Source organism: Streptomyces celluloflavus, from assembly GCA_000720995.1.
Taxonomy (GTDB): Bacteria; Actinomycetota; Actinomycetes; order Streptomycetales; family Streptomycetaceae; genus Streptomyces; species Streptomyces celluloflavus.
This window is the reverse complement of record JOEL01000047.1, coordinates 1-22708: the sequence shown is the minus strand read 5'-3', so window position 1 is coordinate 22708 and position 22708 is coordinate 1. Positions and strand designations below refer to the sequence as shown.

Here is a 22708-nt window from a genome sequence, read left to right as displayed (position 1 = left end):
CACGGCGTGTTACGCGCCGTGCCCCAGGAAGCCGTGCCCCAGGAAAGGTGATCGCGAGCCGATGCCCGGCCGAACCGACAGCCCCGCCGCCACCGACCGCCCCGAAGCCGCCGCGTCCGTCACCGGCGCCGCACGGAGCCCGGCCGCCCCGGGCACCGAGCCGCACGCCTCCACCGCGCGGCTGCCGGCCCGGGAGGGACCGGGCATCGCCCGGCTGCTGACCACCGGACCGCCCTACCGCGGGCAACTGCGGCGGATCGGCCGCGGGCGGGTGCTGGACATCGGCTGCGGGACGGGCGACACCCTCGCCCGCTGTGCGCCGGGCAGCGCCGGTGTGGACCACGATCCGCGCTCGGTGGCACGCTGCCGGGCCCGCGGGCTCACCGCGTACACCCCCGACGCGTTCCTCGCGGGCCCGCACGCCCGGCCCGGCGGCTTCGACGCGCTGCTCTGCGCACAGGTGCTGGAGCATCTGGACGACGAGCAGGTCGAGGGCCTGCTGCGGGCCTACCTGCCGTATGTGCGGCCGGGCGGCGGCGTCCTGCTGATCACCCCGCAGGAGGCCGGCCACCGCGCCGAGACGGCCCCGGTCCGCTTCACCGACTTCACACTGCTGCGCTGCTTCGCCGAGTCCGTGGGCCTGGCCGTCCGGCGTACCTATTCGGCCCCGCTCCCGCGGCCGGCCGGGCGGTTCCTCGGCGCCAACGCGTTCGTCCTGGTCGGGCAGGTGCCGCGGGAGCGGTGAGGGAGCGGTGACCGGCCGGTCAGCGGGGTGCGGACCGGGACCGGTGCCGCGCGGCCACGATCGCCTTCGTCACGACGGGCGGCAGGACATTGAGCGCGGCGCGGCGCAGCGGACCGCGGCGCGGACGGGACGACGGGCGGGCCGCGGCCGATTGCGGGGCCCGCTGCCGCGGTACGGACGGCGGCTGCGGCTCGGCGGCCGCCGGGTGGCGGGAGACCGGGTGGGCGGGCTCCGCGGCGCCCTTGGCGCTCAGCCGGATCAGCGGGGCGCCGTGCACGGACTGCACCTCGTGCCAGATCCCGGCGCGGCCGGTGAGCCAGCCGAGCAGCGCGGTCCGGTAGGGCTCGGGGTCGCCCCAGGTCCCGTAGAACTTGGTGCCGGTGATGCAGAGGGGACGCAGCCCCTCGGTGGCCACCGCCTGCCAGGTGGCGGCGGCCACCCCCGGGCAGTGCTCGGCGCGGTAGTCGTCCAGGACGACGACACCGCTGCCGGTGAGCAGTTCACGCGCCGCCAGGATGTCGCCGTGCACATGCTCGTACAGATGCGAGGCGTCGATATGGGCGAACCGCACCGTACCGTCCGCGACATGCTCCCGGACGGCGGAGCTGGGGCCCTGCACGATGGCGGGCAACTCGTCGTGGAACGCGAGGTAGTTGGCCTCGAAGGCACGGCGGGTCAAGGTCGCATAGGACTTCTGCATCTCCCGGGAGTTGGGGGCGTCCCCGGCGGGGGAGTCGAAGAGGTCGCAGACCGTGAACCGCTCCCCGGCGCGCAGCCGCGCCCCCATGAAGATTGCGCTCTTGCCCAGATAGGCGCCCAGTTCGAGCAGATCCCCCGGTACGGACCGGTCCCGCTGGTGCGCGAGGAACCAGTCGAAGAGCAGCTGGTCGGCGGTGAAGAACCAGCCTTTGACATCGGAGAACCGGGTGGGGCGCGGGAGGGGGCCGGCGCTCCCGTCCGTGGTGGGGGCAGTCATGTGCGGTCCGTCTCCAGACGATCGGGAATCGATGACGGCGTTTCACGGTGCCCGCCATCGTAGGGAGAGGAACGTGAACGGAGGATGGCGCGCATCCGGCCGGACCGGGCCCACCGGCTTTACTTCACCGCACCCGCCATCACGCCCGAGACGAACTGCCGCTGGAAGGCGAAGAAGACGACCAGCGGCACCACCATCGACAGGAACGCGCCGGGCGCCAGCACATCGATGTTGTTGCCGAACTGCCGCACCTCCTGCTGGAGGGCGACGGTGATCGGCGGATGGCCGCTGTCCGCGAAGATCAGCGCGATCAGCATGTCGTTCCACACCCACAGGAACTGGAAGATGCCCAGCGACGCGATGGCCGGCCCGCCCAGCGGCATCACCACCCGGGTGAACAGCCGCAGTTCGCCCGCCCCGTCCAGCCGGGCCGCCTCCAGCAGCTCGCGCGGGATCTCCGCGAAGAAGTTCCGCAGCAGGAACACCGCGAACGGCAGCCCGAAGGCGGTATGGAAGAGGACCACCCCGGCCGTCGTCTCGAAGAGCCCCACCGCCCCGAAGAGCTTCGCCACCGGGATCAGCGCGACCTGTACGGGGACGACCAGCAGCCCGACGACGACCAGGAACCAGCCGTCGCGGCCGCGGAAGTCCATCCAGGCGAAGGCGTAACCCGCCAGCGACCCGATGACGACCACCAGCACCGTCGCCGGCACGGTGATCGCCGCGGTGGTCAGCAGGGAGCCCATCACCTTCTCGTTGCCCAGCAGCCGGCTGTAGTTCTCCCAGGTGATCTGGGCCGGCTGGGAGAAGACCTGCCACCAGCCGGACTCGGCGATCTGCTGCGGGCTGCGCAGCGAGGACAGCAGCAGGCCGATGGTGGGCATCAGCCAGAAGAGGGCGACGAGGATCAGGAAGATCCGCAGCGCACCGCCCCCGGTCCGGGCCGCGAGCCGCGCGGCCAACGACTGCTTGCCCCGTACGGCGCCGTCCAGGGTCGTCATCGGCGACGCTCCTTCTGAATACGCCGGAGATTGACGTACATCACCGGCATCACGAGCAGCAGCAGGAATACGGCGATCGCACTGCCCAGGCCCTCGTCGACATCCGTACCGAAGGACGACTGGAAGAGCTGGAGCGCGAGCACATTGGCGGACCTGACGCTGGAGCCCGGCGCGATGATGTAGACCAGATCGAAGATCTTCAGCACGTTGATCATGAGCGTGACCAGCACGACCACCAGGACCGGCGCCAGCAGCGGCACGGTCACCCGGCGAAAGATCTGCCACTCGTTCGCGCCGTCCACCCGCGCCGCCTCCAGCAGTTCGCGCGGCATCCCCGCCAGCCCCGCGGCGATCAGCACCATCGCGAAACCGGCCCACATCCAGACGTACGAGCCGATGATGGCCGGGGTGACCAGCGCCGGGCCGAGCCAGGTGACGCCGTGGTAGGCCGCGGCGAAGTTCGCGGCGGGCAGCCGGATACGGGCGCCCTCGGCCCGGTCGGCGGGCAGCGCGTACGTCCCGTCGGCCGCCGTCGTCGCCGACGCGACGACCCGGCCGTCCTTGACCGCCTCGACCGTCAGCCCCGCCAGCGCCTTCTCGCCCGGATCGATGACACCGGCCCGGCCGCCGCCACCGCGGGTGAAGTCCAGCCAGGCCGTCCCGGTGATCATGCCGGGCCGCGGCCCGGCGGCCACCGCCTGCCGCGCCCCGCGCAGATCGTCCGGCTGGACGGCGACCAGCGGCAGATTCGCCGGGGACGCCGCCGAGACGGCCGACCGGGTGGTGAACGCGCCGCCGCCGGACGCCTTGAGGTCCGCGTTCGGCCGCGGTTTGGCACCGGGGAACGGCGCCGGATCGGCGAATGTGTCGTGCACGGCGACCGCCACCGCGTTGGCGACACCGCGCTCCGGGGCCTGGTCGTAGACCAGCCGGAAGATGATCCCGGCCGCCAGCATGGAGATCGCCATCGGCATGAAGACGACCAGCTTGAAGGCGGTGCCCCAGCGGACCCGCTCGGTCAGCACCGCGAAGATCAGGCCGAGCGCCGTCGAGACGGTGGGCGCGACCACGACCCAGACGATGTTGTTCTTCAGGGCCGTGCGGATGCCGTCGTCCGAGAACAGCTCGCCGTAGTTGTCCAGCCCCACGAAGCCGTGGCCGGACGCGTCGAACAGGCTGCGGTAGACGGAGAAGACGATGGGATAGCCGACCAGCGCGCCGAGCAGCACCAGGGCGGGCAGCAGGAAGGCCGCCGCGACCCAGGGACGGCCGCCCAGCGGGTTCCGGCGCTTCCCGGCGCGGCCGCCGACCGCGCCGGCCGGTGCATCGGCGCCGCTCTGTACGTCGCTCATCGTGACGGTCCCCCGGTCCCGGTCGGAATGGTCGGGGTCAGTGCCCGAACGACTTGGCGGCGTCCTTCTCCAACTGGGCCTGGGTGCCCGCGACATCCCCCGGGTTCTTGAGGAAGTCCTGGAGGTCCTTCCACTCGCCCTGGCCCGGCTTGGCGCCGAAGCTCGCCGGCGCCTGGTCGGACATGTCGAAGCGGAAGCCGTCACCCGCCGCGATCAGCGCGTCGGCGATCTTGCGCATCACGTCACTGGGGTACACCGCCCGGTCCAGCTCCTTGTTCGGCGAGATGAACCCGCCGGCCTGCGCCCAGATCCGGGCGGCGTCCGTCGAGGCCAGGAACGTCAGCAGCGCCTGCGCCGCCTTGCCGTCCTTGAGCGCCACGGCCGCATCGCCGCCGGTCACCACGGGGGACTTGGCGCCCACCGCGGGGAACGCGAAGACCTTCGCGTCGGCGCCGACCTTCGCCTTGGTCTGCGCGATGCTGGCGGCGGCGAAATCGGCCGAGGAGACCATCGCGGCCTTCGGGGTGTCACCGCCGGTGAACGTCTGGGTCACCGACGTCGGGAAATCCGTCTGGAGGGCGCCGGAGTTGCCGCCCGCGAGCAGCTCCTTGTGCCCGAAGAGCTGGCCCAGGGTGGTCAGCGCCGCCTTGACGGACGGGTCGGTCCACTTGAGGTCGTGCTTCGCCAGCAGGTCGTACTTCTCCGGGCCCGCCTGGGAGAGGTAGACGTTCTCGAACCAGTCGGTCAGCGTCCAGCCGTCCGAACCGCCGATGGAGACCGGTTCGACGCCCGAATCGGAGATCGTCCGCGCGGCCTTGAGGAAGTCCGGCCAGGTCTTCGGCTCCTGCACGCCCGCGTTCTCGAACGCCTTGGTGTTGTACCAGACCAGCGATTTGTTGCTGGCCTTGAAGTAGACGCCGTACTGCGTGCCCCGGTGGGCGCCGAGGTCCTGCCAGCCCTTGGCGAAGTTCTTGGCGAGCTGCGCCTTGGCCGTCGCGCCGAGCGGTTTGAGCCAGCCCTTCTGCGCGAACTCGTTGAGCACACCGACCTGTTGGAGCATCGCGATGTCCGGCGGCCCGCCACCGGCGATCTTGGAGCCGATGAAACCGGCCATGTCGTCGCCGCTCGGTACGAAGTCCACCTTCGCGCCGGTGCGCTTCTCGAACTCGGCCAGCACCTTGCCGAAGTTCTCCCGCTCGGCGCCCGTCCAGACCGCGGTGACCTGGAGCTTCTCGCCCTTGAGGGAGGGGAGTTGGACGGTGGGGGCGGCGCCGCTGCCGCTGCCCTCGTCCTTCTTGGCGCCGCTGCCGCCGCCGCTGCCGCAGCCGGCCAGCGCGAGCGCGAGGGCGGCGGTCGCCGCGAGAACGGTGGTGGCGCGCGCCTTCGCACCGGGCCTGCTGCGTGCGGCCGTTCCCTCCGCGGCGCGTGCGGTCGTGCGGTCGAGTCCTGTGCGCATCCCCGTAGCCCCTTATCGCTGCGCCTGCCGCGCCGGTCCGGCAGGCGCCGTGCCCGGCCGTACCGCGCCGCGGCGTGTCTGCCGTGCCGTACGCGTCCCACCGTCCGCACCGCGCCGCTGCCCGGCGCTCCGTTCGGTGGTGGACAGTCCTACGCCCTGATCACCGGGGCCGCAATACCGCGATGCACGTCAACTGGCCTTTCGTGATCGTGCTGTTACGGGAGACCGGGGCGGGCGACGAGCGCACCGCGCCGGGAGGGACGACGTACGACGCGGCGGGTGCGGTGGTCAGGAGATGCGGCATACGACGCGGTGGACGCGGTGGCTCGTGTGAGGTGGGGCGGGTGTGCGCGGCGCGAGGGAAGAGGCGGGGACGTGAGGTGCACGGGACCGGCTGGGCGCAAGGGGCAGGGCGGGGCGCGGGCTGTGGGGGAGGGCCCGGGTGTGCGGGGCGGGCGTGAGAGGTACGTGGGATGGGGCGGGCGCGTGAGGTGCGCGGGATCGGCTGGGCGCAAGGGACAGGGTGGGGCGCGGGCTGTATGGGAGGGCCTGGGTGTGCGGGGCGGGCGCGCGACGTACGTGGGATGGGTCGGCCGCGTGAGGTGCGCGGGGCGGGGCAGGCACACGGGCTGTATGGGGCGGTCCGGGTGGCGGGTCGGGTGCGTGAGGTGGGCCGAGCGTGCGAGGCGCGCGGGAAGGGGAGGGCACGTGAGGTGCACAGGGTGCGTCGGACGCGTGAGGCGCACGGGATGTATAGGACGGCCTGGGTGCGTGGGGCGGGGCCGAGCGCATGAGGTGCGCGGGACAGGCCGGGCGCAGGGGACGGGCCGGGCGCACAGGCTGTGTGGGAGGGCCCGGGTGTACGAGGTGCACGGGGCGGCCCCGGTGTGCGAGGTGCTCGGGGCGGGCCGAACGTGTGGGCTGTAAGTGCCAGCCCGGTGCGCGGGGTGGGCCGGGTGTGAGAGGCGGGCCGGGCGCGCGGGCTCTATGGGGCGGGCCAGGTGTGTGAGGTGCACGGGGCGGGCCGCTCGCGTGGCACGTACAGGCCGCACGGGACGCACCGGGGCTGTGGTGCACACGGGACGCATCGGGGATCCGGTGTACGGGGGATGGACCGGGGATCCGGTGCACGCGGGACGGACCGGGGCTACGGTGCCCGCGGGGTGTCCTGGATATTCGGGATGTCCGGGGCGCCGGGGAGATCCGGGGCGCCCGAGGCGTTGGGGGTCCGGTGCCTCCTCCGGTTCATAGCAGCGGTGGCGCGGACGGCGCGCCCGCGGACTGCGCGGCCCGCTGCAACGCGCTCGCCAGCAGCGCCAGATCCGTCGGGCCGTTGCCCAGTTCGCGCAGCGGACGCCGGGCCGGCGGGTCGCCCATCCGCTGCCACTCCAGCGGCACCACCGTCGGCCGCTGCGTCGACGTCCTGGGTATCCGCCCGGTCACCCGGCCGGCCTGGAACGGGGTCGAGGAGCCGTCCTCCGCGCGGTGCAGCCGCCCGCGGCCCGGCGGCACCGGTTCCGACGGGTCCGCCGCGCCCAACCGGACGCGCAGACCGGCCTGTTCACTGGTCGCGGTGTCGGCCGTACGGTCCGGATGGCCGGTCGCGGCTATCAGATGCACGCCGAGCGGCGCACCGTCCCGGGCGACCGCCTCCAGGGCGCGCACCACCGAACCTGCGGCCGGCCGGCCCGTGCTGCCCAGGGCGGGGGAGACCAGGGCGTCGAAGTCGTCGACGAGCACGAACAGCCGGGGCATCGGCGCCGCCGCCGGCCCGGCGTCCGCGGACTGCGCACCGCTGCGCGCCCGCAGCCGCAGCGTGCCCGTCGTCGACGGATCGGTGTCGGCGGCCGCGGTACCGCTGGTGCCCTCGGTCGTCCGGCGGGGCCCGATGATCCGCGGCGCCGGCAGATGTCTGGCGCGCCATTCGGCGAACGCCGTCCCGGCCAGTATCTCCGCGCGCCGCTTCAGCTCGGAGGAGAGCGCCTGCGCGAACTCCCGCATCCGGACCGGATCCGAGGCGGCGAGATACGTCGTGACATGCGGCAGGTCCGTACAGACCCGCAGGCCCTCGCCGCGCTCGCTGCCGCCGCCGTCCACCAGGACCAGCGACAGCAGATCGGGGCGGTCCGCGGCGGCGAGCGAGGCGGCCAGCGAGCGCAGCAGCTCCGTCTTGCCGGTGCCCGGCCCGCCCTCCAGGAGGAGATGCGAACCGTCCTGGGCGAGGTCGGCGCAGAGCGGGCCGTGCGGACCGGCGCCCAGCACCGCGGCGGCACCGGGCCGGTCGGAGTCCAGGGCGGCGGCCCAACGGGCCATCAGGGACGCCGGGGTGGCGCGGGCCAGCCCCAGCTCGTCCAGCAGCCGGGCGGATTCGGGCAGCGGAACGGCCGCACGGTGCACCGGACGGCCGTCGGACGCACCGGCCGCGGACGTCGGATCGGCCTCGCGCAGCGGCGCCAGCGCCCGCGCCAGGCGCTCGGCCCAGGCGACGGAGACCGCGTCCACCGCCGCGACCGCGCCGTTCGGCCCGGAGCCCGGCTGGACGACGCGCAGCGCCGTGGCGACATCGCCGCTGAGCACCGCCACCGCCCCGCACTCGCCGAAGGCGGGCGACGCCTGCCGGGCCGCCTCGTACGTCGCGGCCAGCGGGAAGGCGGGGGAGGCGGCGGGGGTCTCCGCCAGGCAGATCAGGTGGATACCGGCCGCCGGGCCGCCCGCGGCGAGCCGGGCCGCGCTCTCGCGCAGCGCCGACGTACCGGGATCGCCGTCCACGATCACGACGGTGTACGGCCCGTGGTGGCGGGCCGCCGCGGCGGCGACCTCGGCGCGGTCGGCACTGGCCCAGCCGGGGCCCAGCGGACCGTCGTCCAGTCGGCGCACCAGTTCGGCCGTACGGGCCGCCACCTGCTCCCGGTCGTAGGCGAGCAGCAGCCGGCAGTCCTGGCCATGGGCCGGCCGGACCTGCGGCAGCCAGCCCAACCACGCCCAGTCCGCCAGCCGCTCCTCGGTGCTGTGCCCCCGGTCCGCGCTGAGCAGCACGATTTCGAGGGTGCCGGGGGAGTGCAGGGCGGCGAGCTGGGCGACGGCGGACCGGGCCAGCCCGGCGAGCCGTGCCCGCGGTCCGGCGAGGCCGAGGGCGCCCGCCCGGCGCAGCTCGACGGTGACCGGCGCGGTGGCGCGCCCGCCGTCCCGGGAGGCCGTGCCGAGCCGGACGGTCAGCGCGTCCGGATGGCCCGGACCGCGCTCCCAGAGCCGGGTCCCCGGGCCGAGCGCCGTCAACAGGACGGCGGCGGCATCCGGCCACCGGTCGTCCGCCACGGGCCCGGACAGCGCCTCGGCGGCCGGCTCCACGTCCTCGGGGGCGGCCGTCCCAGCGGTACCGGCCGTCCCGCCCGGCCCGGAGGCCGGGTCGCCGCCCGGCTCCGCCACCGGGGCATGGTCCTGCTCCGCCACGGCGGGCCGCCCGCCGGCCAGCCGCCGCGCCCACGCGCCGATCCCGCCGCGCCGCCCGGCCTTACGGGCCGCCCCGTCGGCCGGCGCCAGCCGCTGCTGCCCGCCGTGCGTCGGCTCCTGCGCACCCGCGAGCCCGTCCGCAGCCGTACCGCGCAGGGGGGTGGCGCGGCGGGCGCTGTCGTCGTGGGGCCCGGCGTCATGGCTGCCGCTGCCGCCGCTGCCGGGTCTTTCGTCGGTGCCGTGGGCGGGGGCGTCGTACGCGCTGCCGGACCCGGGGCGGTCGGCGGGTGCCTGCACCTGCCAGGGGCCGGCACCGGGCGCCGTGGTGCCGCGCAGCGGGGTGTCCTGCCGAGTGCCGGGCCGCGGCGCGCGGACCGTCCGGGCGGTGTCCCCGGCGGCCCGTTCGGCGTCGCTCTCCGTCAGCTCCAGGCCGTACGCGTCGTACCGGCCGTCCAGCGGGCCCGAACCGGCCGGGTGGCCCGAGTCGTACGGCGCGTGGGAACCGGAGGCGGTGCCCCCGGAGTACCGCGCGCCGTCCGCGTCCGCTGCGCCGGCTGCGCCGACTGCGCCGTCTGGGGGGTACGTGCCCTGCGGGCCGCGCGCCGCACCGGTGCCCGCGCCCCGGCCGACCCGCAGCTGCCCCTCGCCGTCGGGGGCGGCCGGCAGCACCGCCTCCGGGGTGGCGAGGGCGGCGGGGGTGCCGGGCGAGGACTGGAGGCGGAGCGTGGATTCGCCGATGCGCAGCAGGGCGCCCGGCCGGAGCGGCGCGGGCTCCTCGCCGAGCTCGGTGCCGTCGACCACGGTGCCGTTCGTGGAGCGCAGGTCGGCGACGAGGACCGAACCGTCCGGCTCGACCGTCACCGCGCAGTGCAGCCGGGAGACGTCCGGATCGTCGAGGGGGACGTCCGCGTCGGCGGAGCGGCCGATGCGGATCCGGCCGCCGTGCAGCAGATGCACCCCGCCGGCATCCGGGCCCGAGACGACGCGCAGCCGCGCCGGGCCGTGCGGCAGACCGTGCGCCGGGGCGGGGCCGGGGCCCTGGAGGGAGAGCACCGCGCCGTCGATCAGCGGCGGTTCGCCGAGCGCCGCGCGCTGCGGATCGAGCCGCTCGGTGCCCGCGTACAGCACGACGGGGCCGCCGCCGGAGCCGCCGACATCCGCACCGGAGCCGGCCACCGCCGCGGCGAGCGAGCCAGCCACCGACGCCAGCGCGGTCCCGGCCGGGGCCGTCACGAGCACGTCGCAGGCTCGTGTGGTGTGGCCGCTGCGCGGCCCGAGGACGGTCAGCCGGATCTGCATCGCCGTCAACGGTCCCTTCTGCCCGGGGAATTCGGCAGGGGCTCCGCTGTCTCCCCCACCGCATCCGAGCGCGTCGGCACGTACAAGTCCCAAGTGCACGTCGCGCCAAAGACCGCGGGCCCCCACTGCACGCGTGCGTGGGTGCATCCTCGCACCTGACACCGACAACACGCCCGTCGGCCGTCGCTCAATGATCTTGATTGGTCCTCCGGGGGCGGAAAAGTGCCTGCTTGCGGGCGACGAAAGGCCGGATTTCGATCACCGTGACCGGATAGGCGGGCGGTCCCGGCCGGGTGGGCGGGCCGACGCGCACCCCGTCCGCCGCCCCTTGGCAACCATCTGTCCGGAACGTGCGTCTTTCCTCCGAAGCCCGCCCGGCCGAGCGCGGCACAGGGCCCGCGCGACGCCCTACAGTGGGGCGGACGGGCCGCCGGCTGACCCAGCGGGCCAGGGAAGAGAACCATCACGACCAGGGAGCGCATGACGTGCGGCCGGTAGGCAGCAAGTACCTGCTCGAGGAGCCGCTGGGACGCGGCGCCACGGGCACCGTCTGGCGCGCCCGCCAGCGGGAGGCGGCCGGTGCCGAGGCCGCCGTGGCGGGAGAGCCCGGTGAGACGGTCGCGATCAAGGTCCTCAAGGAGGAGCTGGCGCACGACGCGGACGTGGTGATGCGCTTCCTGCGCGAGCGCTCCGTCCTGCTGCGGCTCACCCACCCCAACATCGTGCGGACCCGCGACCTCGTCGTCGAGGGCGATCTGCTCGCCCTCGTCATGGACCTGATCGACGGTCCCGACCTGCACCGCTACCTTCGCGACAACGGCCCCTTCAGCCCGGTGGCCGCCTCCCTGCTCACCGCGCAGATCGCCGACGCGCTGGCGGCCAGCCACGCCGACGGCGTCGTGCACCGCGACCTCAAACCCGCCAACGTCCTGCTCGCCGGGTCGGACGGCGACGGCGAGATGCACCCGATGCTGACCGACTTCGGCATCGCGCGGCTTGCCGACTCCCCGGGCCTGACCCGCACCCACGAATTCGTCGGCACCCCCGCCTACGTCGCGCCGGAGTCCGCCGAGGGCCGCCCGCAGACCTCCGCGGTGGACATCTACGGCGCCGGCATCCTGCTCTACGAGCTCGTCACCGGCCGGCCCCCGTTCGCCGGCGCGACCGCCCTGGAGGTGCTGCACCGCCACCTCAGCGAGGAGCCGCGCCGCCCCAGTACGGTGCCCGAGCCGCTGTGGACGGTCATCGAGCGCTGCCTGCGCAAGCAGCCGGAGGAGCGCCCCAGCGCGGAGAACCTCGCCCGCGCGCTGCGCACCGTCGCGGCCGGTGTGGGGGTGCACGCCTCCCCGGCCCAGGCCGAGGCCGCGCTCGGGGTGGCCGCACTGCTCGCCCCCGACCCGGCGCCCGCCACCGTCCCCGGGACGGGCCTCGAAGCGGGCCAGGGCACCGGCGAGGCCGACCCCACCCAGGTCCTCCCCTCCGGCGCCGGCTCCTACGACCCGGCCGCGGCGACCAGCGTGCTGCCGTCCACCGGAGCGCCGGGCGCCCCCGGCGGACCGGACGCCGGCCGAACCCAGGTCCTGCCCGCGGGGAACGGCGCCCAGGGCCCCGGCCAGGGCGGCGCCGACCCGACCCGGGCCATGCCGCCGATGCCCATGGGCGCGCCCGGCGGCGGACCGCAGGCGCCCGAGGGGCCGCACCCCTGGGAGTCCCAGCTGCGGGCCGCCCGCGACCGCAACGACCAGACCCAGATGCAGTACCTCGACCCGAACGACGACCCGCTGCGCCGCCGCCCCCAGCGCCGGGCGCCCGCCCCGCCGCCCCCGCAGTACCAGCAACCCCAGCAGCAGTACCAGCAGCCTCCTCAGCCGCAGCAGTACCAGCAGCCGCAGTACCGCCAGCAGGCCCCGGTGCCCTACGCCCAACAGCAGCAGCCGTACCCCCAGCAGCAGCCGCAGGCACCGCAGCGCCGTCAGGAGCCGCCGCCGCAGCGGTACGAACCGCAGCGCCCGCCCGCCGAGGAGCCCCGGCCCCGCCGCGAGCCCCGTCAGCGCAGCGCCAACCCGATGCGGATCCCGGGCCTGGGCTGCCTCAAGGGCTGCCTGTTCACCCTGATCATCCTGTTCGTGGCGAGCTGGCTGATCTGGGAGCTGACCCCGCTCCAGGAGTGGATCGGCACGACCAAGGGCTTCTTCGCGCAGGTCGGAGAGGTCTTCAACAGCGTGCGGGACTTCGTCACCCGGTTCACGGGGTAGCGGCGGGGCGCCGCGTACGCGGCTTCGTGGATTTGTCGACTTCTGGCGGGGATTTCTCCCGCGGAAGTGCGGGTCGGCGCCGTCCGGGGCACGGAACCGCCTGGTACCCGCGTAGCTTTGACGCCAACCTCAGCCCCCGCGGGACGCCCGGGGGCCCGACACGTCGGAGCAGACTTGGCACGGAAGATCGGCAGCCGGTACACCGCCCACCAGATCCTGGGGCGCGGCAGTGCGGGCACGGTATGGCTGGGCGAGGGCCCCGAGGGGGCCGTGGCCATCAAGCTGCTGCGGGAGGATCTCGCCTCCGACCAGGAGCTCGTCGGCCGCTTCGTACAGGAGCGGACGGCGCTGCTGAGCCTGGATCACGCGCATGTCGTCGGCGTCCGCGACCTGGTGGTCGACGGCAACGACCTGGCGCTGGTCATGGACCTCGTCCGGGGGACGGACCTGCGCACCCGGCTGGAGCGCGAGCGCCGGCTGGCCCCGGAGGCCGCCGTCGCCATCGCCGCCGATGTCGCGGACGGCCTCGCCGCCGCGCACGCCGCCCGCATCGTGCACCGCGACGTCAAGCCCGAGAACGTCCTGCTGGACATGCAGGGCGCACTCGGCCCCGGTGGCGCGCACCCCGCGCTGCTCACCGACTTCGGCATCGCCCGGCTGGTCGACTCGCCGCGCCGGACCCGCGCCACCAAGGTCATCGGCACCCCCGACTATCTGGCGCCCGAGATCATCGAGGGCCTGCCGCCGCGCGCGTCCGTCGACGTCTACGCGCTGGCGACCGTCCTGTACGAGCTCCTCGCGGGCTTCACGCCGTTCGGCGGCGGGCACCCCGGTGCCGTCCTGCGCCGCCATGTCACCGAGAGCGTCGCCCCGCTGCCGGGCATCCCCGACGAGCTGTGGCAACTGCTGCTCCAGTGCCTGGCCAAGGCCCCCGCCTCCCGGCTGCGCGCCCCCGAACTGGCGGCCCGGCTGCGCGAGCTGCTCCCCGGGCTGGCCGGTCTCCCGCCGCTGGACATCGACGAGCCGGACGGCGCCGAGCAGGAGGCGGAGCGCGAGAACCGCACGGGCGCGGCATCCCCGGGGGCGCGCGACGAAGCGCTCTACCCGCCGGTCGCGCCGGCCGGGGAGACCCCGCCGCGCGGCGCGGTCCCGCTCGTCCAGGGCGCGGTGCCCGACTCCAACCGCGAGACGCATACGAGCATGCGGGTGCCCGGCCCGGAGGAGCTCGCGGGCGGCGCGCACGGCACCGCGCGGGCCCCCCGGGCGGCCGGTGAGCGCCGGGCGGGCTCGGCCCGGCACCGTTCGTCACCGGAGGCGGTACGACGGCGCCGGATCAAGCTCGGCGCGGCCGCCGCCGCGGTCGTCGTGGCGGCCGGTCTCGGCGGCTGGCTGGCCTGGGGCGGCGACGAACCGGGCGACACCCGGCCGGGCGTCCACCAGCCCGCCGTCAGCCCCCGCTGACCGCTCTCCCGGGCCCGCCCGGCGCCCGGCGGCGGGCGGGCCCCGGCGGGCCCGGCCGCCGGGGCCGGGACACTCCGACGGCGGCAGCCGTTAGGCTGGGTGCGTGGCAGTCGTCGATGTTTCCGAAGAGCTGAAGTCCCTCTCCTCGACCATGGGGTCGATCGAGGCCGTCCTGGACCTCGACAAGATGAGGGCCGATATTGCCGTGCTTGAGGACCAGGCCGCGGCGCCGTCCCTGTGGGACGACCCGGACAGCGCCCAGCAGATCACCAGCCGGCTCTCCTACCTCCAGGGCCAGCTGCGCCGCGCCGAGGAGCTGCGCGGCCGCGTCGACGACCTGGAGGTGCTCTTCGAACTGGCCGAGGCCGAGGACGACGAGGACGCCCGCGGCGAGGCCGAGGCGGAGCTGACGGCCGTCCGCAAGGCGGTGGACGAGCTGGAGGTCCGCACCCTGCTCTCCGGTGAGTACGACGCCCGCGAGGCGCTGGTCAACATCCGCGCCGAGGCCGGCGGGGTGGACGCCGCCGACTTCGCCGAGAAGCTCCAGCGGATGTATCTGCGCTGGGCCGAACGGCACGGCTACAAGACCGAGCTCTACGAGACCTCGTACGCCGAAGAGGCCGGCATCAAGTCGACCACCTTCGCCGTCCAGGTGCCGTACGCCTACGGCACGCTCTCGGTCGAGCAGGGCACGCACCGCCTGGTGCGCATCTCGCCGTTCGACAACCAGGGCCGCCGCCAGACCTCCTTCGCGGGTGTCGAGGTGCTGCCCGTCGTCGAGAAGACCGACCACATCGAGATCGACGAGTCGGAGCTGCGGGTGGACGTCTACCGCTCCTCCGGCCCCGGCGGCCAGGGCGTCAACACCACGGACTCCGCCGTCCGTCTGACGCACATCCCGACCGGCATCGTCGTCTCCTGCCAGAACGAGCGCTCGCAGATCCAGAACAAGGCATCCGCGATGAACGTCCTCCAGGCCAAGCTCCTGGAGCGCCGCCGCCAGGAGGAGCAGGCCAAGATGGACGCCCTCAAGGGCGACGGCGGCAACTCCTGGGGCAATCAGATGCGTTCGTACGTCCTGCACCCCTACCAGATGGTCAAGGACCTGCGGACCGAGTTCGAGGTCGGCAACCCCACCTCCGTTCTGGACGGCGACATCGACGGCTTCCTGGAGGCCGGGATCCGCTGGCGCAAGCAGCGGGAGAAGTAGCCGGGGCGGCACTCTCCCGGCCCGTACTGCCACGGAACAACTGTCCCTTTTCAAGGGGCAGTTGTTTTTTGATGTGGCGGTTAGGTCACAGTCGTACGTCTATATACCACCCAACCAGCGGCAATTCGGGCATCGAGTCTTTATTCGGCCTTGACGATGTTGGGAGAAGTGGAAAGGGTGGACGCGGCATGCGTATGTCCGGGGCGTGCGTGTGAACGGGGAGATGAGTGGCTCGCACGCTGTGCGGGGCCGTGGCTCGCGTACCCCCGTCGGCCGTCGCCCCGCACAACGGTGCACCACTGACACGTTCAGCTACTGGGGGTAGCAGGCATATGACAAGGAAGACGCGGCTGCGCGTAGCGCGCATTGCGGCCGGTGCGGTGATCGCGGCCGGTGCGTCGCTCACCGCCGCCGGCGCCGCCTCGGCGGCCGGCCTCACGGGCGCGGCGGGCGGCAACGAGACCGGCGGCAGCCTCATCGGCGGCCTCTTCGGCTCCGGTGGCGAGGAGATCGGCGGCGGCAGCGCCGGCGGTCAGGAGATCGGCGGCATCAGCGGCGGCGGCGAGACCGGCGGTGACGAGACCGGTGGCGGTAACGGTGCCGGTGGCAGTGAGACCGGTGGCAGCGGTTCCGGTGGTCACGAGACCGGTGGCGGTAACGGCGCGGGTGGCGGTGAGACCGGTGGCAGTGGCTCCGGTGGTCACGAGACCGGTGGCGGTAACGGCGCGGGTGGCAGTGAGACCGGTGGCAGCGGTTCCGGTGGTCACGAGACCGGCGGTGGCAATGGCGCGGGTGGCGGTGAGACCGGTGGCAGTGGCTCCGGTGGTCACGAGACCGGCGGCAGCGGCTCCGGTGGCAGCCACAGTGGTGGCAGCGGCTCCGGCGGCAGCCACTCCGGCGGCAGCAGCTCCGGTGGCAGCCACACCGGGGGCAGCGGTTCCGGCGGCAGCCACTCCGGTGGCGGCAGCAACGGTGGCCAGACCGGCGGCGGCCACAGCGGTGGCGGTAACGGCGGCGGCAGCAGCACCGGTGGTGGCGACGGCACCGGCACCGGCACGGACAACGCCGGCAGCAAGCCGATCGAGCAGCCGGGCCAGGGCTCGGAGCAGATCGCGGACACGCCCGGCCAGGCGAAGCAGCAGGCCAAGGGCGGGGAGCTGGCCGAGACCGGCGCCGCCGGCACGACCTTCCTGCTGGTCGGCGCGGCGACGATGATCGCGGGTGGCATCGGCTTCCGCGTGCTGCCCCGCTTCATCAGCAAGAACGGTGGCGGCGCGGCAGCGGCCTGACGCCTGCGCGGTATACGCATCGAGGGGTCCGGGGCGCCAGCAGCCCCGGGCCCCTCGGTCCGTTTCCGGCAGCTGGATGGGCGGAGTTCCGTACGCCGTCGGGGAACACCCGCATCCCGTCACCGGGACGCATGAAGGGCGTCACCCTGGGTGACGTGACAGGGGCTGACGCTCCGCACCGTGACCGTCACCGCCGACGGCGGGCGCGCACGGTCTCGGGTGACGGCTCGGGCGGCAACGGCTCAGACGACTTGGTGAAGCAGCAGGCCGACCGCTATCAGGGCGACCAGCAGCGCCATCAGTGTCACCGGATTGAGCTGCGCGAAGATGTTGCCCGCATGCTGCTGAAGCCGTTCTCTGCTCGCCCGGCACACGGGGCAGCGGCCCTCACTCACGGGGGCCGCGCAGTTGGCGCACACCAATCGGTCGTACGTCATGCGACCTCCTTTTCACAGGGGCAACGCACCGGAAGGCACGTTGGTTCCCTCTACCACTGTGCCAGCTCCCCGGCAGAACGGCGCGTCCCGCCGGGATCTGCTCCTTTTGTCCCGTAGGTGCCGTGAATAAACGCACCAACCCCGGACGGTGACTGCGCCGTCATGTGAGGTTCGCGTATGGTCACGCACACCGACGGGAGCCGCAACCCGGCAACCCGTGCCCTCTATCCGAGTCGACCGTGGTGCATCAGTGATCCGATTCGACAACGTCTCCAAGACCTATCCGAAGCAGAACCGCCCCGCGCTGCGGGACGTCTCCCTCGAAATCGAGCGCGGCGAGTTCATCTTCCTGGTGGGTTCCTCGGGCTCCGGTAAGTCCACCTTCCTGCGCCTGCTCCTGCGAGAGGAGCGCGCCAGCCACGGCGCGGTGCACGTACTGGGGAAGGACCTCGCGAAACTGTCCAACTGGAAGCTGCCGCAGATGCGGCGCCAGGTGGGCACGATCTTCCAGGACTTCCGGCTGCTCCCCAACAAGACGGTGGGCCAGAACGTCGCCTTCGCGCTCGAAGTCATCGGCAAACCGCGCGGACAGATCCGCAAGACGGTTCCCGAGGTGCTCGAACTCGTCGGCCTCGGCGGCAAAGAGGACCGTATGCCGGGTGAGCTCTCCGGCGGTGAGCAGCAGCGCGTCGCCATCGCGCGGGCCTTCGTCAACCGCCCGATGCTGCTCATCGCGGACGAACCCACCGGCAACCTCGACCCGCAGACCTCCGTCGGCATCATGAAGCTGCTGGACCGGATCAACAGGACCGGTACGACGGTGGTCATGGCCACCCACGACCAGCAGATCGTCGACCAGATGCGCAAGCGGGTCATGGAACTAGAGAAGGGCCGGCTCGTACGCGACCAGTCGCGCGGCGTGTACGGCTACCAGCACTGAAAGGACGCGATGCGCGCCCAGTTCGTCCTGTCGGAGATCGGCGTCGGTCTCCGCCGTAACCTCACGATGACCTTCGCCGTCATCGTCTCCGTAGCCCTCTCCCTCGGCCTGTTCGGCGCCTCGCTGCTGATGAGCGACCAGGTCGACAAGATGAAGGGCTATTGGTACGACAAGGTCAACGTCTCGATCTTCTTCTGCAACAAGAACGACGCCGGCTCCGGTACCCACTGCGCCAAGGGCGCGGCCACCGAGCAGCAGAAGAACGACATCAAGGCCGAGCTGAACCGGCTGCCGCTCGTCCAGAGCGTGCAGTACGAGTCCAGCGACGCGGCGTACAAGCACTACAAGGAGCAGTTCGGGGACACGCCCGTCGCCGGTCTGGTGACGCCCGACCAGCTTCCGGAGTCCTTCCGCGTCAAGCTCAAGGACCCGACGAAGTTCGCGGTGATCAAGTCCGCGTTCTCCGAACGGCCCGGTGTGCAGGAGGTGCAGGACCAACGGGGCACCGTCGAGCCGCTGTTCAACCTCCTGGACGGGATGCGGATCGCGGCGCTGTGCGTGATGATGCTGATGCTCGTCGTCGCGCTGCTGCTGATCGTCAACACCGTACGGGTGTCGGCGTTCAGCAGACGGCGCGAGACCGGGATCATGCGGCTGGTGGGAGCGTCCAGCTTCTACATCCAGATGCCGTTCATCATGGAAGCGGCCATCGCGGGCCTGATCGGCGCCGTCTTCGCGTGTGTGCTGATCGTCGGCGGGAAGTACGCGCTGATCAACAACTGGCTGGCGAAGAAGATCCAGGTGGTCAACTTCATCGGCTGGGACTCGGTGGCCTCGGTGCTGCCGCTGGTGCTGCTGATCGGGCTGCTGATGCCCGCGATCGCCGCGTTCTTCGCGCTGCGCAAGTACCTCAAGGTGTGACCTTCACCAGCGGGCGCCGTACGGTCAACTCACCGTACGGCGCCGCTTTGTCGCCTAGAATCACCGCCATGCCGGGCCCGAGCGCGTACGACCGGCCCCGCCGCATGCGCCGCGGGGCGGCCCTGACATTGATCTTCGCGAGTCTGCTCGTCACCGGTGCGGCCACCGGGACTTGGGGCCACCGGGCGGAGCGTGCCGTCGAGCCGCGGACCGCGGACCATCGTGCCGCGGCCGGGCGTACCGCGGACCGCGCCGCCGTCGAGGCGGCCGCCGCACAGGCGGTCGAGTCCGGCACGTCCGGATCGCAGGCCGCCGCCGAGGTCGTCAGCCGCAGCGGCGACCGCTGGTCGGCGATCTACACGGCCGGCGAGTTCGAGGACTATCAGCAGCAGTTGGACGGTGCGTACGTCGGCGTCGGCCTGTGGGTACGGCAGGCGGCCGGCGGCTGGATCGAGGTGTCCCGGGTCCAGCCCGGCGGCCCCGCGGCGCTGGCCGGGATCGCCGCCGGCGATCGGCTGTGCGCCGTCGACGGCCGGGCCTCCCGGGGGCGGCCGGTCACCGAGGTCGTCGCCCGGCTGCGCGGCGACGGCAAGGACGGCCGCCCCGGCCACGCGGCCCGGATCGGTACCCGCGTCGAACTGGACCTCCGGCGCGGCACCCGGCAGCGGCACACGACCCTGCACCGCGCCCGGCTCACCGCCCGCAACGTCACCGCCGACCGGCCGGCCGGCACCGACGGGCCGACCCGGATCAAGATCGCGGCGTTCGGCAAGGACACCGGCGCCGACGTCCGCCGGGCGGTGCGCGCGGTCGCCCCGCGCACCGGTCTGCTGCTCGATCTGCGCGGCAACACGGGCGGTCTGGTCACCGAGGCCGTCGCCAGCGCCGCCGCCTTCCTGGACGGCGGTCTGGTCGCGACGTACGACGTCCGCGGCAGGGAGCGCGCGCTGTACGCCGAGCGCGGCGGCAACACCCGGATTCCGCTGGTCGTCCTTGTGGACGGCGGCACGATGAGCGCCGGTGAACTGCTGGCCGGCGCCCTCCAGGACCGCGGCCGGGCGATCGTCGTCGGCACGCCCACCTTCGGCAAGGGCTCGGTGCAGATGCCCAGTGAGCTGGCGGACGGTTCGGTCGCCGAGCTGACCGTCGGCCACTACCGCACTCCGTCCGGCCGTGTCGTCGACGGCCTCGGCATCATCCCCGACCTGACCGTCGAGGCCGGTGCGGAGAAACGGGCCCGCACAGTATTGAGTGGCCTCGGGGGCGGGGCTTAGTGCGAAAATGGCCGCACTATGGCTAAGGAAAAAGGCAAGGACAAGACTCCCGGGCGCAAGCTCATCGCGCAGCACAAGAAGGCGCGGCACGACTACCACATCCTCGACACCTACGAGTGCGGGCTGGTGCTCACCGGTACCGAGGTGAAGTCGCTGCGGCAGGGCCGGGCATCACTGGTGGACGGCTTCGTCCAGATCGACGGCCACGAGGCGTGGCTGCACAACGTCCACATCCCCGAATACGCCCAGGGCACCTGGACGAACCACAGCGCCCGCCGCAAGCGGAAGCTGCTGATGCACCGCATGGAGATCGACAAGCTGGACGCCAAGTCGCAGGAGTCCGGCCACACGATCGTGCCGCTGGCCCTCTACTTCAAGGAAGGCCGGGTCAAGGTCGAGATCGCGCTGGCCAAGGGCAAGAAGGAGTTCGACAAGCGGCAGACGCTCCGCGAACAGCAGGACCGCCGGGAGACCGACCGCGCGATCTCCGCGGCCCGGCGGCGCCAGCGGGCCTGACCACGGGGCCCGGCGCCGGTCCGGCCGCGGCGGGCACCGGCTGCGGCGCACCGTTCGTGGTGCACCGGGAATTCGCTGGCACCGCCGTACGTTGGTCACGTACGATGGCACTGCACCTCGACAAGAGGTGTGCACCACCCGGCGCATGGCCGTCGCGGCGCAGGACCACACAAGGTCCGACAATGTCCGTGGCGTCCGGTGTCACTTTTGAAAAATCAACATGGGGATGATCGGTTTCGACAGCGGATGTTGAAGCAGGGGAAGCGAGTCGAGGAAGCGGCAATGATCTCGTTAACCATATGTCGCAAACAATAATCGCCAATACCAAGCGCGATTCCTTCGCCCTCGCTGCCTAAGTAGCGACTTGCGAAGTGTCAGCCCGGGGCTGTTCCCGACCCGGATCCTGGCATCAGCTAGGGAACTAAACTTCTAGACCCGGTCGCGGGGTTTAGAAGGAAATCAAACAGTGACTGGGCCCGTCGGAGACTTGTTCGCGAGATCTCCGGGGCCGAGAAAATCGCAGCGAACTGCACTCGGAGAAGCCCTGTTTTTGCACCGTTGGACGCGGGTTCGATTCCCGCCATCTCCACAATTCCCATGTAAGGCCCAGGCCCCGCGTGTCCGAGAGGACAGCGGGGCCTGAGTCGTTTGTGGGGCACGAATATTTGCCGTGAAGCTGCTGCTCGTGGCGTCGGCGGCCAAGGTCGGGGCTGTTGCTGCTCGGGTTTTCGTCCGGTCCGCAGCGGGGGAGACTTTCCCGTCTTTCTCGGGTGGACTTTCTTCGAGATGCGCCCTTGGTCCTCGCCTTTTCGGAGTACCGGGCCCGCCGCCGTGCCGACGGACTTTCCGGCCTCGGGCTTTCCGGCCTCGGTTTCCGTATCGCGTCGTCAAGGGGTGGAGTGGGCGCGGTGGTGGTGTGTGGTGAGCAGGGTGATGAGGAGGGCGAGGGCGGCGGCTGTGGCCGGGATGGCGTAGGCGGTGGCGGCGGGCAGGTGGTCGACGGCCCAGCCGCCGGTTGCGGAGCCCGCCGCGATACCGCTCAGGAGGGCGGTGACGGCGAGGGTCATCCCTTCGTTCAACTGGCCCGGTGGGGTGCGGGACTGGACCAGGCCCATGCCGGTGATCATCGTCGGGGCGGTGGCCAGGCCGGCCAGGAGGAGGGCGGCGGCCAGGATCGCCAGGCTGTCCGTCGTGGCGGCGAGGAGGGGGAGCGGCATCAGGGCGGCCATCGCGGCGACGCGGCCACGGAACCGGCCGACGAGGGTGCCGGCCGGACGTACCAGTCCGTGGACCAGACCCGCCGCGCAGGAGCCGGCGGCCTGGAGGGCGAGGATGCCGCCGGCGGCGGAGCGTGCGCCGTGGTGGTCCGCGTAGGCGATCGTCACGACCTCCAGGGAGCCGAAGATCGCGCCGGTGGCGAGGAAGGTGAGCAGGAGGGGCGGCAGGCCGGGGAGGCGGAGCGGGGAGCGGGAGGCCGTGTCCCGGGGTGCGACAGGGGGCTCGGTGCGGCGTTGGGCGGTGAAGAGGAGGACGCCGGCCAGGAGGAGGGCGGCGGCCACGGCGGTGCCGGCCTCGGGGAAGAGGGCGGTGCACAGGAGGGTGGCGAGCACCGGGCCGAGCATGAAGCAGAGTTCGTCCGCGGCCTGTTCGAAGGAGTTGGCGGTGTGCCGGGCGGCCGGGGCGTCGCGGAGGAGATGGGCCCAGCGGGCGCGTGCCATACCGCCGGTGTTGGGCGTGGTGGCGGTGGCGGCGTAGGAGGCGAAGAGGGTCCAGGCGGGGGCGTCGTAGTGGACGCAGAGGAGCAGGGCGAGGGAGCCGAGGGCGGCGAGCGCGGTGGCCGGGACGGCGATCCGGGACTGGCCGTGGCGGTCGATCAGACGGGCCGTCCAGGGGCCGGCCAGTGCCGTCGCCGCGAGCCCGGTGGCGGTGACGGCGCCGGCCAGCGCGTACGAGCCGCGCGAAGCGGCGATCATCAGGACCGCGCTGACACCGAGCATGCCCATGGGGAGGCGGGCCAGCAGGCCGGCGGCGGTGAAGGCGCGGGTGCCGGGGACGGCGAAGAGGCGCGTGTACGGGGACCCAGGGCCGGGGCGGGTGGGAGTACGGCTGCTGGGGCGGGTGGGAGC

At 73.1% G+C, this 22708-nt stretch carries 16 protein-coding genes and 1 other RNA gene; 10 read left to right on the top strand and 7 right to left on the bottom strand.

Annotated elements, in window-relative coordinates; genetic code table 11:
* Positions 1-61: 61 nt before the first annotated feature.
* Complete coding sequence (locus IH09_RS29545; RefSeq protein ID WP_052860581.1) at positions 62-745, top strand: class I SAM-dependent methyltransferase; 684 nt, start codon at positions 62-64, stop codon at positions 743-745.
* Positions 746-764: 19 nt separating this feature from the next.
* Here IH09_RS29545 and IH09_RS29540 read toward each other — a convergent pair whose 3' ends face one another.
* The 5 genes from IH09_RS29540 to IH09_RS29520 all read right to left on the bottom strand — a co-directional run bounded on the left by IH09_RS29540 (position 765) and on the right by IH09_RS29520 (position 10279).
* Positions 765-1721, bottom strand: coding sequence for a class I SAM-dependent methyltransferase (locus IH09_RS29540; RefSeq protein ID WP_052860580.1), 957 nt, complete (start codon positions 1719-1721; stop codon positions 765-767).
* 119 nt (positions 1722-1840) lie between these two features.
* Positions 1841-2722: a carbohydrate ABC transporter permease gene (locus tag IH09_RS29535; RefSeq protein ID WP_052860579.1), complete on the bottom strand. Its 882-nt coding sequence runs from the start codon at positions 2720-2722 to the stop codon at positions 1841-1843.
* The gene (locus tag IH09_RS29530) at positions 2719-4074 is read right to left on the bottom strand and encodes a carbohydrate ABC transporter permease (protein ID WP_052860578.1); all 1356 of its coding nucleotides are present in this window, start codon (positions 4072-4074) and stop codon (positions 2719-2721) included. Before IH09_RS29530 ends, IH09_RS29535 begins: the two co-directional genes overlap by 4 nt.
* Positions 4075-4111: 37 nt before the next feature.
* Positions 4112-5530: an ABC transporter substrate-binding protein gene (locus IH09_RS29525; RefSeq protein WP_110952660.1), complete on the bottom strand. Its 1419-nt coding sequence runs from the start codon at positions 5528-5530 to the stop codon at positions 4112-4114.
* 1245 nt (positions 5531-6775) lie between these two features.
* Entirely contained in the window at positions 6776-10279 is a 3504-nt protein-coding gene (locus tag IH09_RS29520; RefSeq protein ID WP_052860577.1) for an FtsK/SpoIIIE domain-containing protein, read from the bottom strand.
* A 485-nt stretch (positions 10280-10764) separates the two neighbouring features.
* Here IH09_RS29520 and IH09_RS29515 point away from each other — a divergent pair, with 485 nt between their 5' ends.
* The 4 genes from IH09_RS29515 to IH09_RS29500 all read left to right on the top strand — a co-directional run bounded on the left by IH09_RS29515 (position 10765) and on the right by IH09_RS29500 (position 16494).
* Positions 10765-12534 carry a protein kinase domain-containing protein gene (locus tag IH09_RS29515; protein ID WP_052860576.1) on the top strand — a complete coding sequence of 590 codons (1770 nt, stop codon included), beginning with the start codon at positions 10765-10767 and terminating at the stop codon, positions 12532-12534.
* 174 nt (positions 12535-12708) lie between these two features.
* The gene (locus tag IH09_RS29510; protein ID WP_052860575.1) at positions 12709-13995 is read left to right on the top strand and encodes a serine/threonine protein kinase; all 1287 of its coding nucleotides are present in this window, start codon (positions 12709-12711) and stop codon (positions 13993-13995) included.
* A 103-nt stretch (positions 13996-14098) separates the two neighbouring features.
* A complete protein-coding gene (prfB, locus tag IH09_RS29505) occupies positions 14099-15205 on the top strand; it encodes a peptide chain release factor 2 (protein WP_052860574.1) in 1107 nt (368 codons plus the stop codon).
* A 332-nt stretch (positions 15206-15537) separates the two neighbouring features.
* On the top strand, positions 15538-16494 hold the full coding sequence (locus IH09_RS29500) for a hypothetical protein (RefSeq protein ID WP_052860573.1): 957 nt from the start codon (positions 15538-15540) through the stop codon (positions 16492-16494).
* Between the two features lie 242 nt (positions 16495-16736).
* Here the strand turns inward: IH09_RS29500 and IH09_RS29495 are convergent, their stop codons facing one another.
* Positions 16737-16931 (bottom strand): hypothetical protein, encoded by a 195-nt coding sequence (locus IH09_RS29495; protein ID WP_052860572.1) that lies wholly within the window; start codon positions 16929-16931, stop codon positions 16737-16739.
* A 250-nt stretch (positions 16932-17181) separates the two neighbouring features.
* Between IH09_RS29495 and ftsE the strand changes: the two genes are divergently transcribed.
* From ftsE to ssrA, 5 genes are all read left to right on the top strand, one after another.
* The gene (gene ftsE / locus IH09_RS29490) at positions 17182-17871 is read left to right on the top strand and encodes a cell division ATP-binding protein FtsE (RefSeq protein WP_052860571.1); all 690 of its coding nucleotides are present in this window, start codon (positions 17182-17184) and stop codon (positions 17869-17871) included.
* 9 nt (positions 17872-17880) lie between these two features.
* On the top strand, positions 17881-18792 hold the full coding sequence (gene ftsX, locus IH09_RS29485) for a permease-like cell division protein FtsX (protein ID WP_052860570.1): 912 nt from the start codon (positions 17881-17883) through the stop codon (positions 18790-18792).
* Between the two features lie 68 nt (positions 18793-18860).
* Positions 18861-20066 (top strand): S41 family peptidase, encoded by a 1206-nt coding sequence (locus IH09_RS29480; RefSeq protein ID WP_052860569.1) that lies wholly within the window; start codon positions 18861-18863, stop codon positions 20064-20066.
* Between the two features lie 18 nt (positions 20067-20084).
* Positions 20085-20582: an SsrA-binding protein SmpB gene (gene smpB / locus IH09_RS29475; protein WP_052860568.1), complete on the top strand. Its 498-nt coding sequence runs from the start codon at positions 20085-20087 to the stop codon at positions 20580-20582.
* A 222-nt stretch (positions 20583-20804) separates the two neighbouring features.
* Positions 20805-21174, top strand: a transfer-messenger RNA (tmRNA) gene (ssrA, locus tag IH09_RS38075).
* Between the two features lie 295 nt (positions 21175-21469).
* Here the strand turns inward: ssrA and IH09_RS29470 are convergent.
* Positions 21470-22708, bottom strand: a 1239-nt coding sequence (locus tag IH09_RS29470; RefSeq protein ID WP_052860567.1) for an MFS transporter, incomplete at its 5' end; no start/stop codon positions are given.

Bases quoted from the DNA above. Each gene is read 5' to 3' on its own strand.
- IH09_RS29545 (WP_052860581.1), top strand. From the start codon at position 62: ATGCCCGGCCGAACCGACAGCCCCGCCGCCACCGACCGCCCCGAAGCC.
- IH09_RS29540 (WP_052860580.1), bottom strand. From the start codon at position 1,721: ATGACTGCCCCCACCACGGACGGGAGCGCCGGCCCCCTCCCGCGCCCC.
- IH09_RS29535 (WP_052860579.1), bottom strand. From the start codon at position 2,722: ATGACGACCCTGGACGGCGCCGTACGGGGCAAGCAGTCGTTGGCCGCG.
- IH09_RS29530 (WP_052860578.1), bottom strand. From the start codon at position 4,074: ATGAGCGACGTACAGAGCGGCGCCGATGCACCGGCCGGCGCGGTCGGC.
- IH09_RS29525 (WP_110952660.1), bottom strand. From the start codon at position 5,530: ATGCGCACAGGACTCGACCGCACGACCGCACGCGCCGCGGAGGGAACG.
- IH09_RS29520 (WP_052860577.1), bottom strand. From the start codon at position 10,279: ATGCAGATCCGGCTGACCGTCCTCGGGCCGCGCAGCGGCCACACCACA.
- IH09_RS29500 (WP_052860573.1), top strand. From the start codon at position 15,538: ATGACAAGGAAGACGCGGCTGCGCGTAGCGCGCATTGCGGCCGGTGCG.
- IH09_RS29495 (WP_052860572.1), bottom strand. From the start codon at position 16,931: ATGACGTACGACCGATTGGTGTGCGCCAACTGCGCGGCCCCCGTGAGT.
- ftsX (WP_052860570.1), top strand. From the start codon at position 17,881: ATGCGCGCCCAGTTCGTCCTGTCGGAGATCGGCGTCGGTCTCCGCCGT.
- IH09_RS29480 (WP_052860569.1), top strand. From the start codon at position 18,861: ATGCCGGGCCCGAGCGCGTACGACCGGCCCCGCCGCATGCGCCGCGGG.
- smpB (WP_052860568.1), top strand. From the start codon at position 20,085: ATGGCTAAGGAAAAAGGCAAGGACAAGACTCCCGGGCGCAAGCTCATC.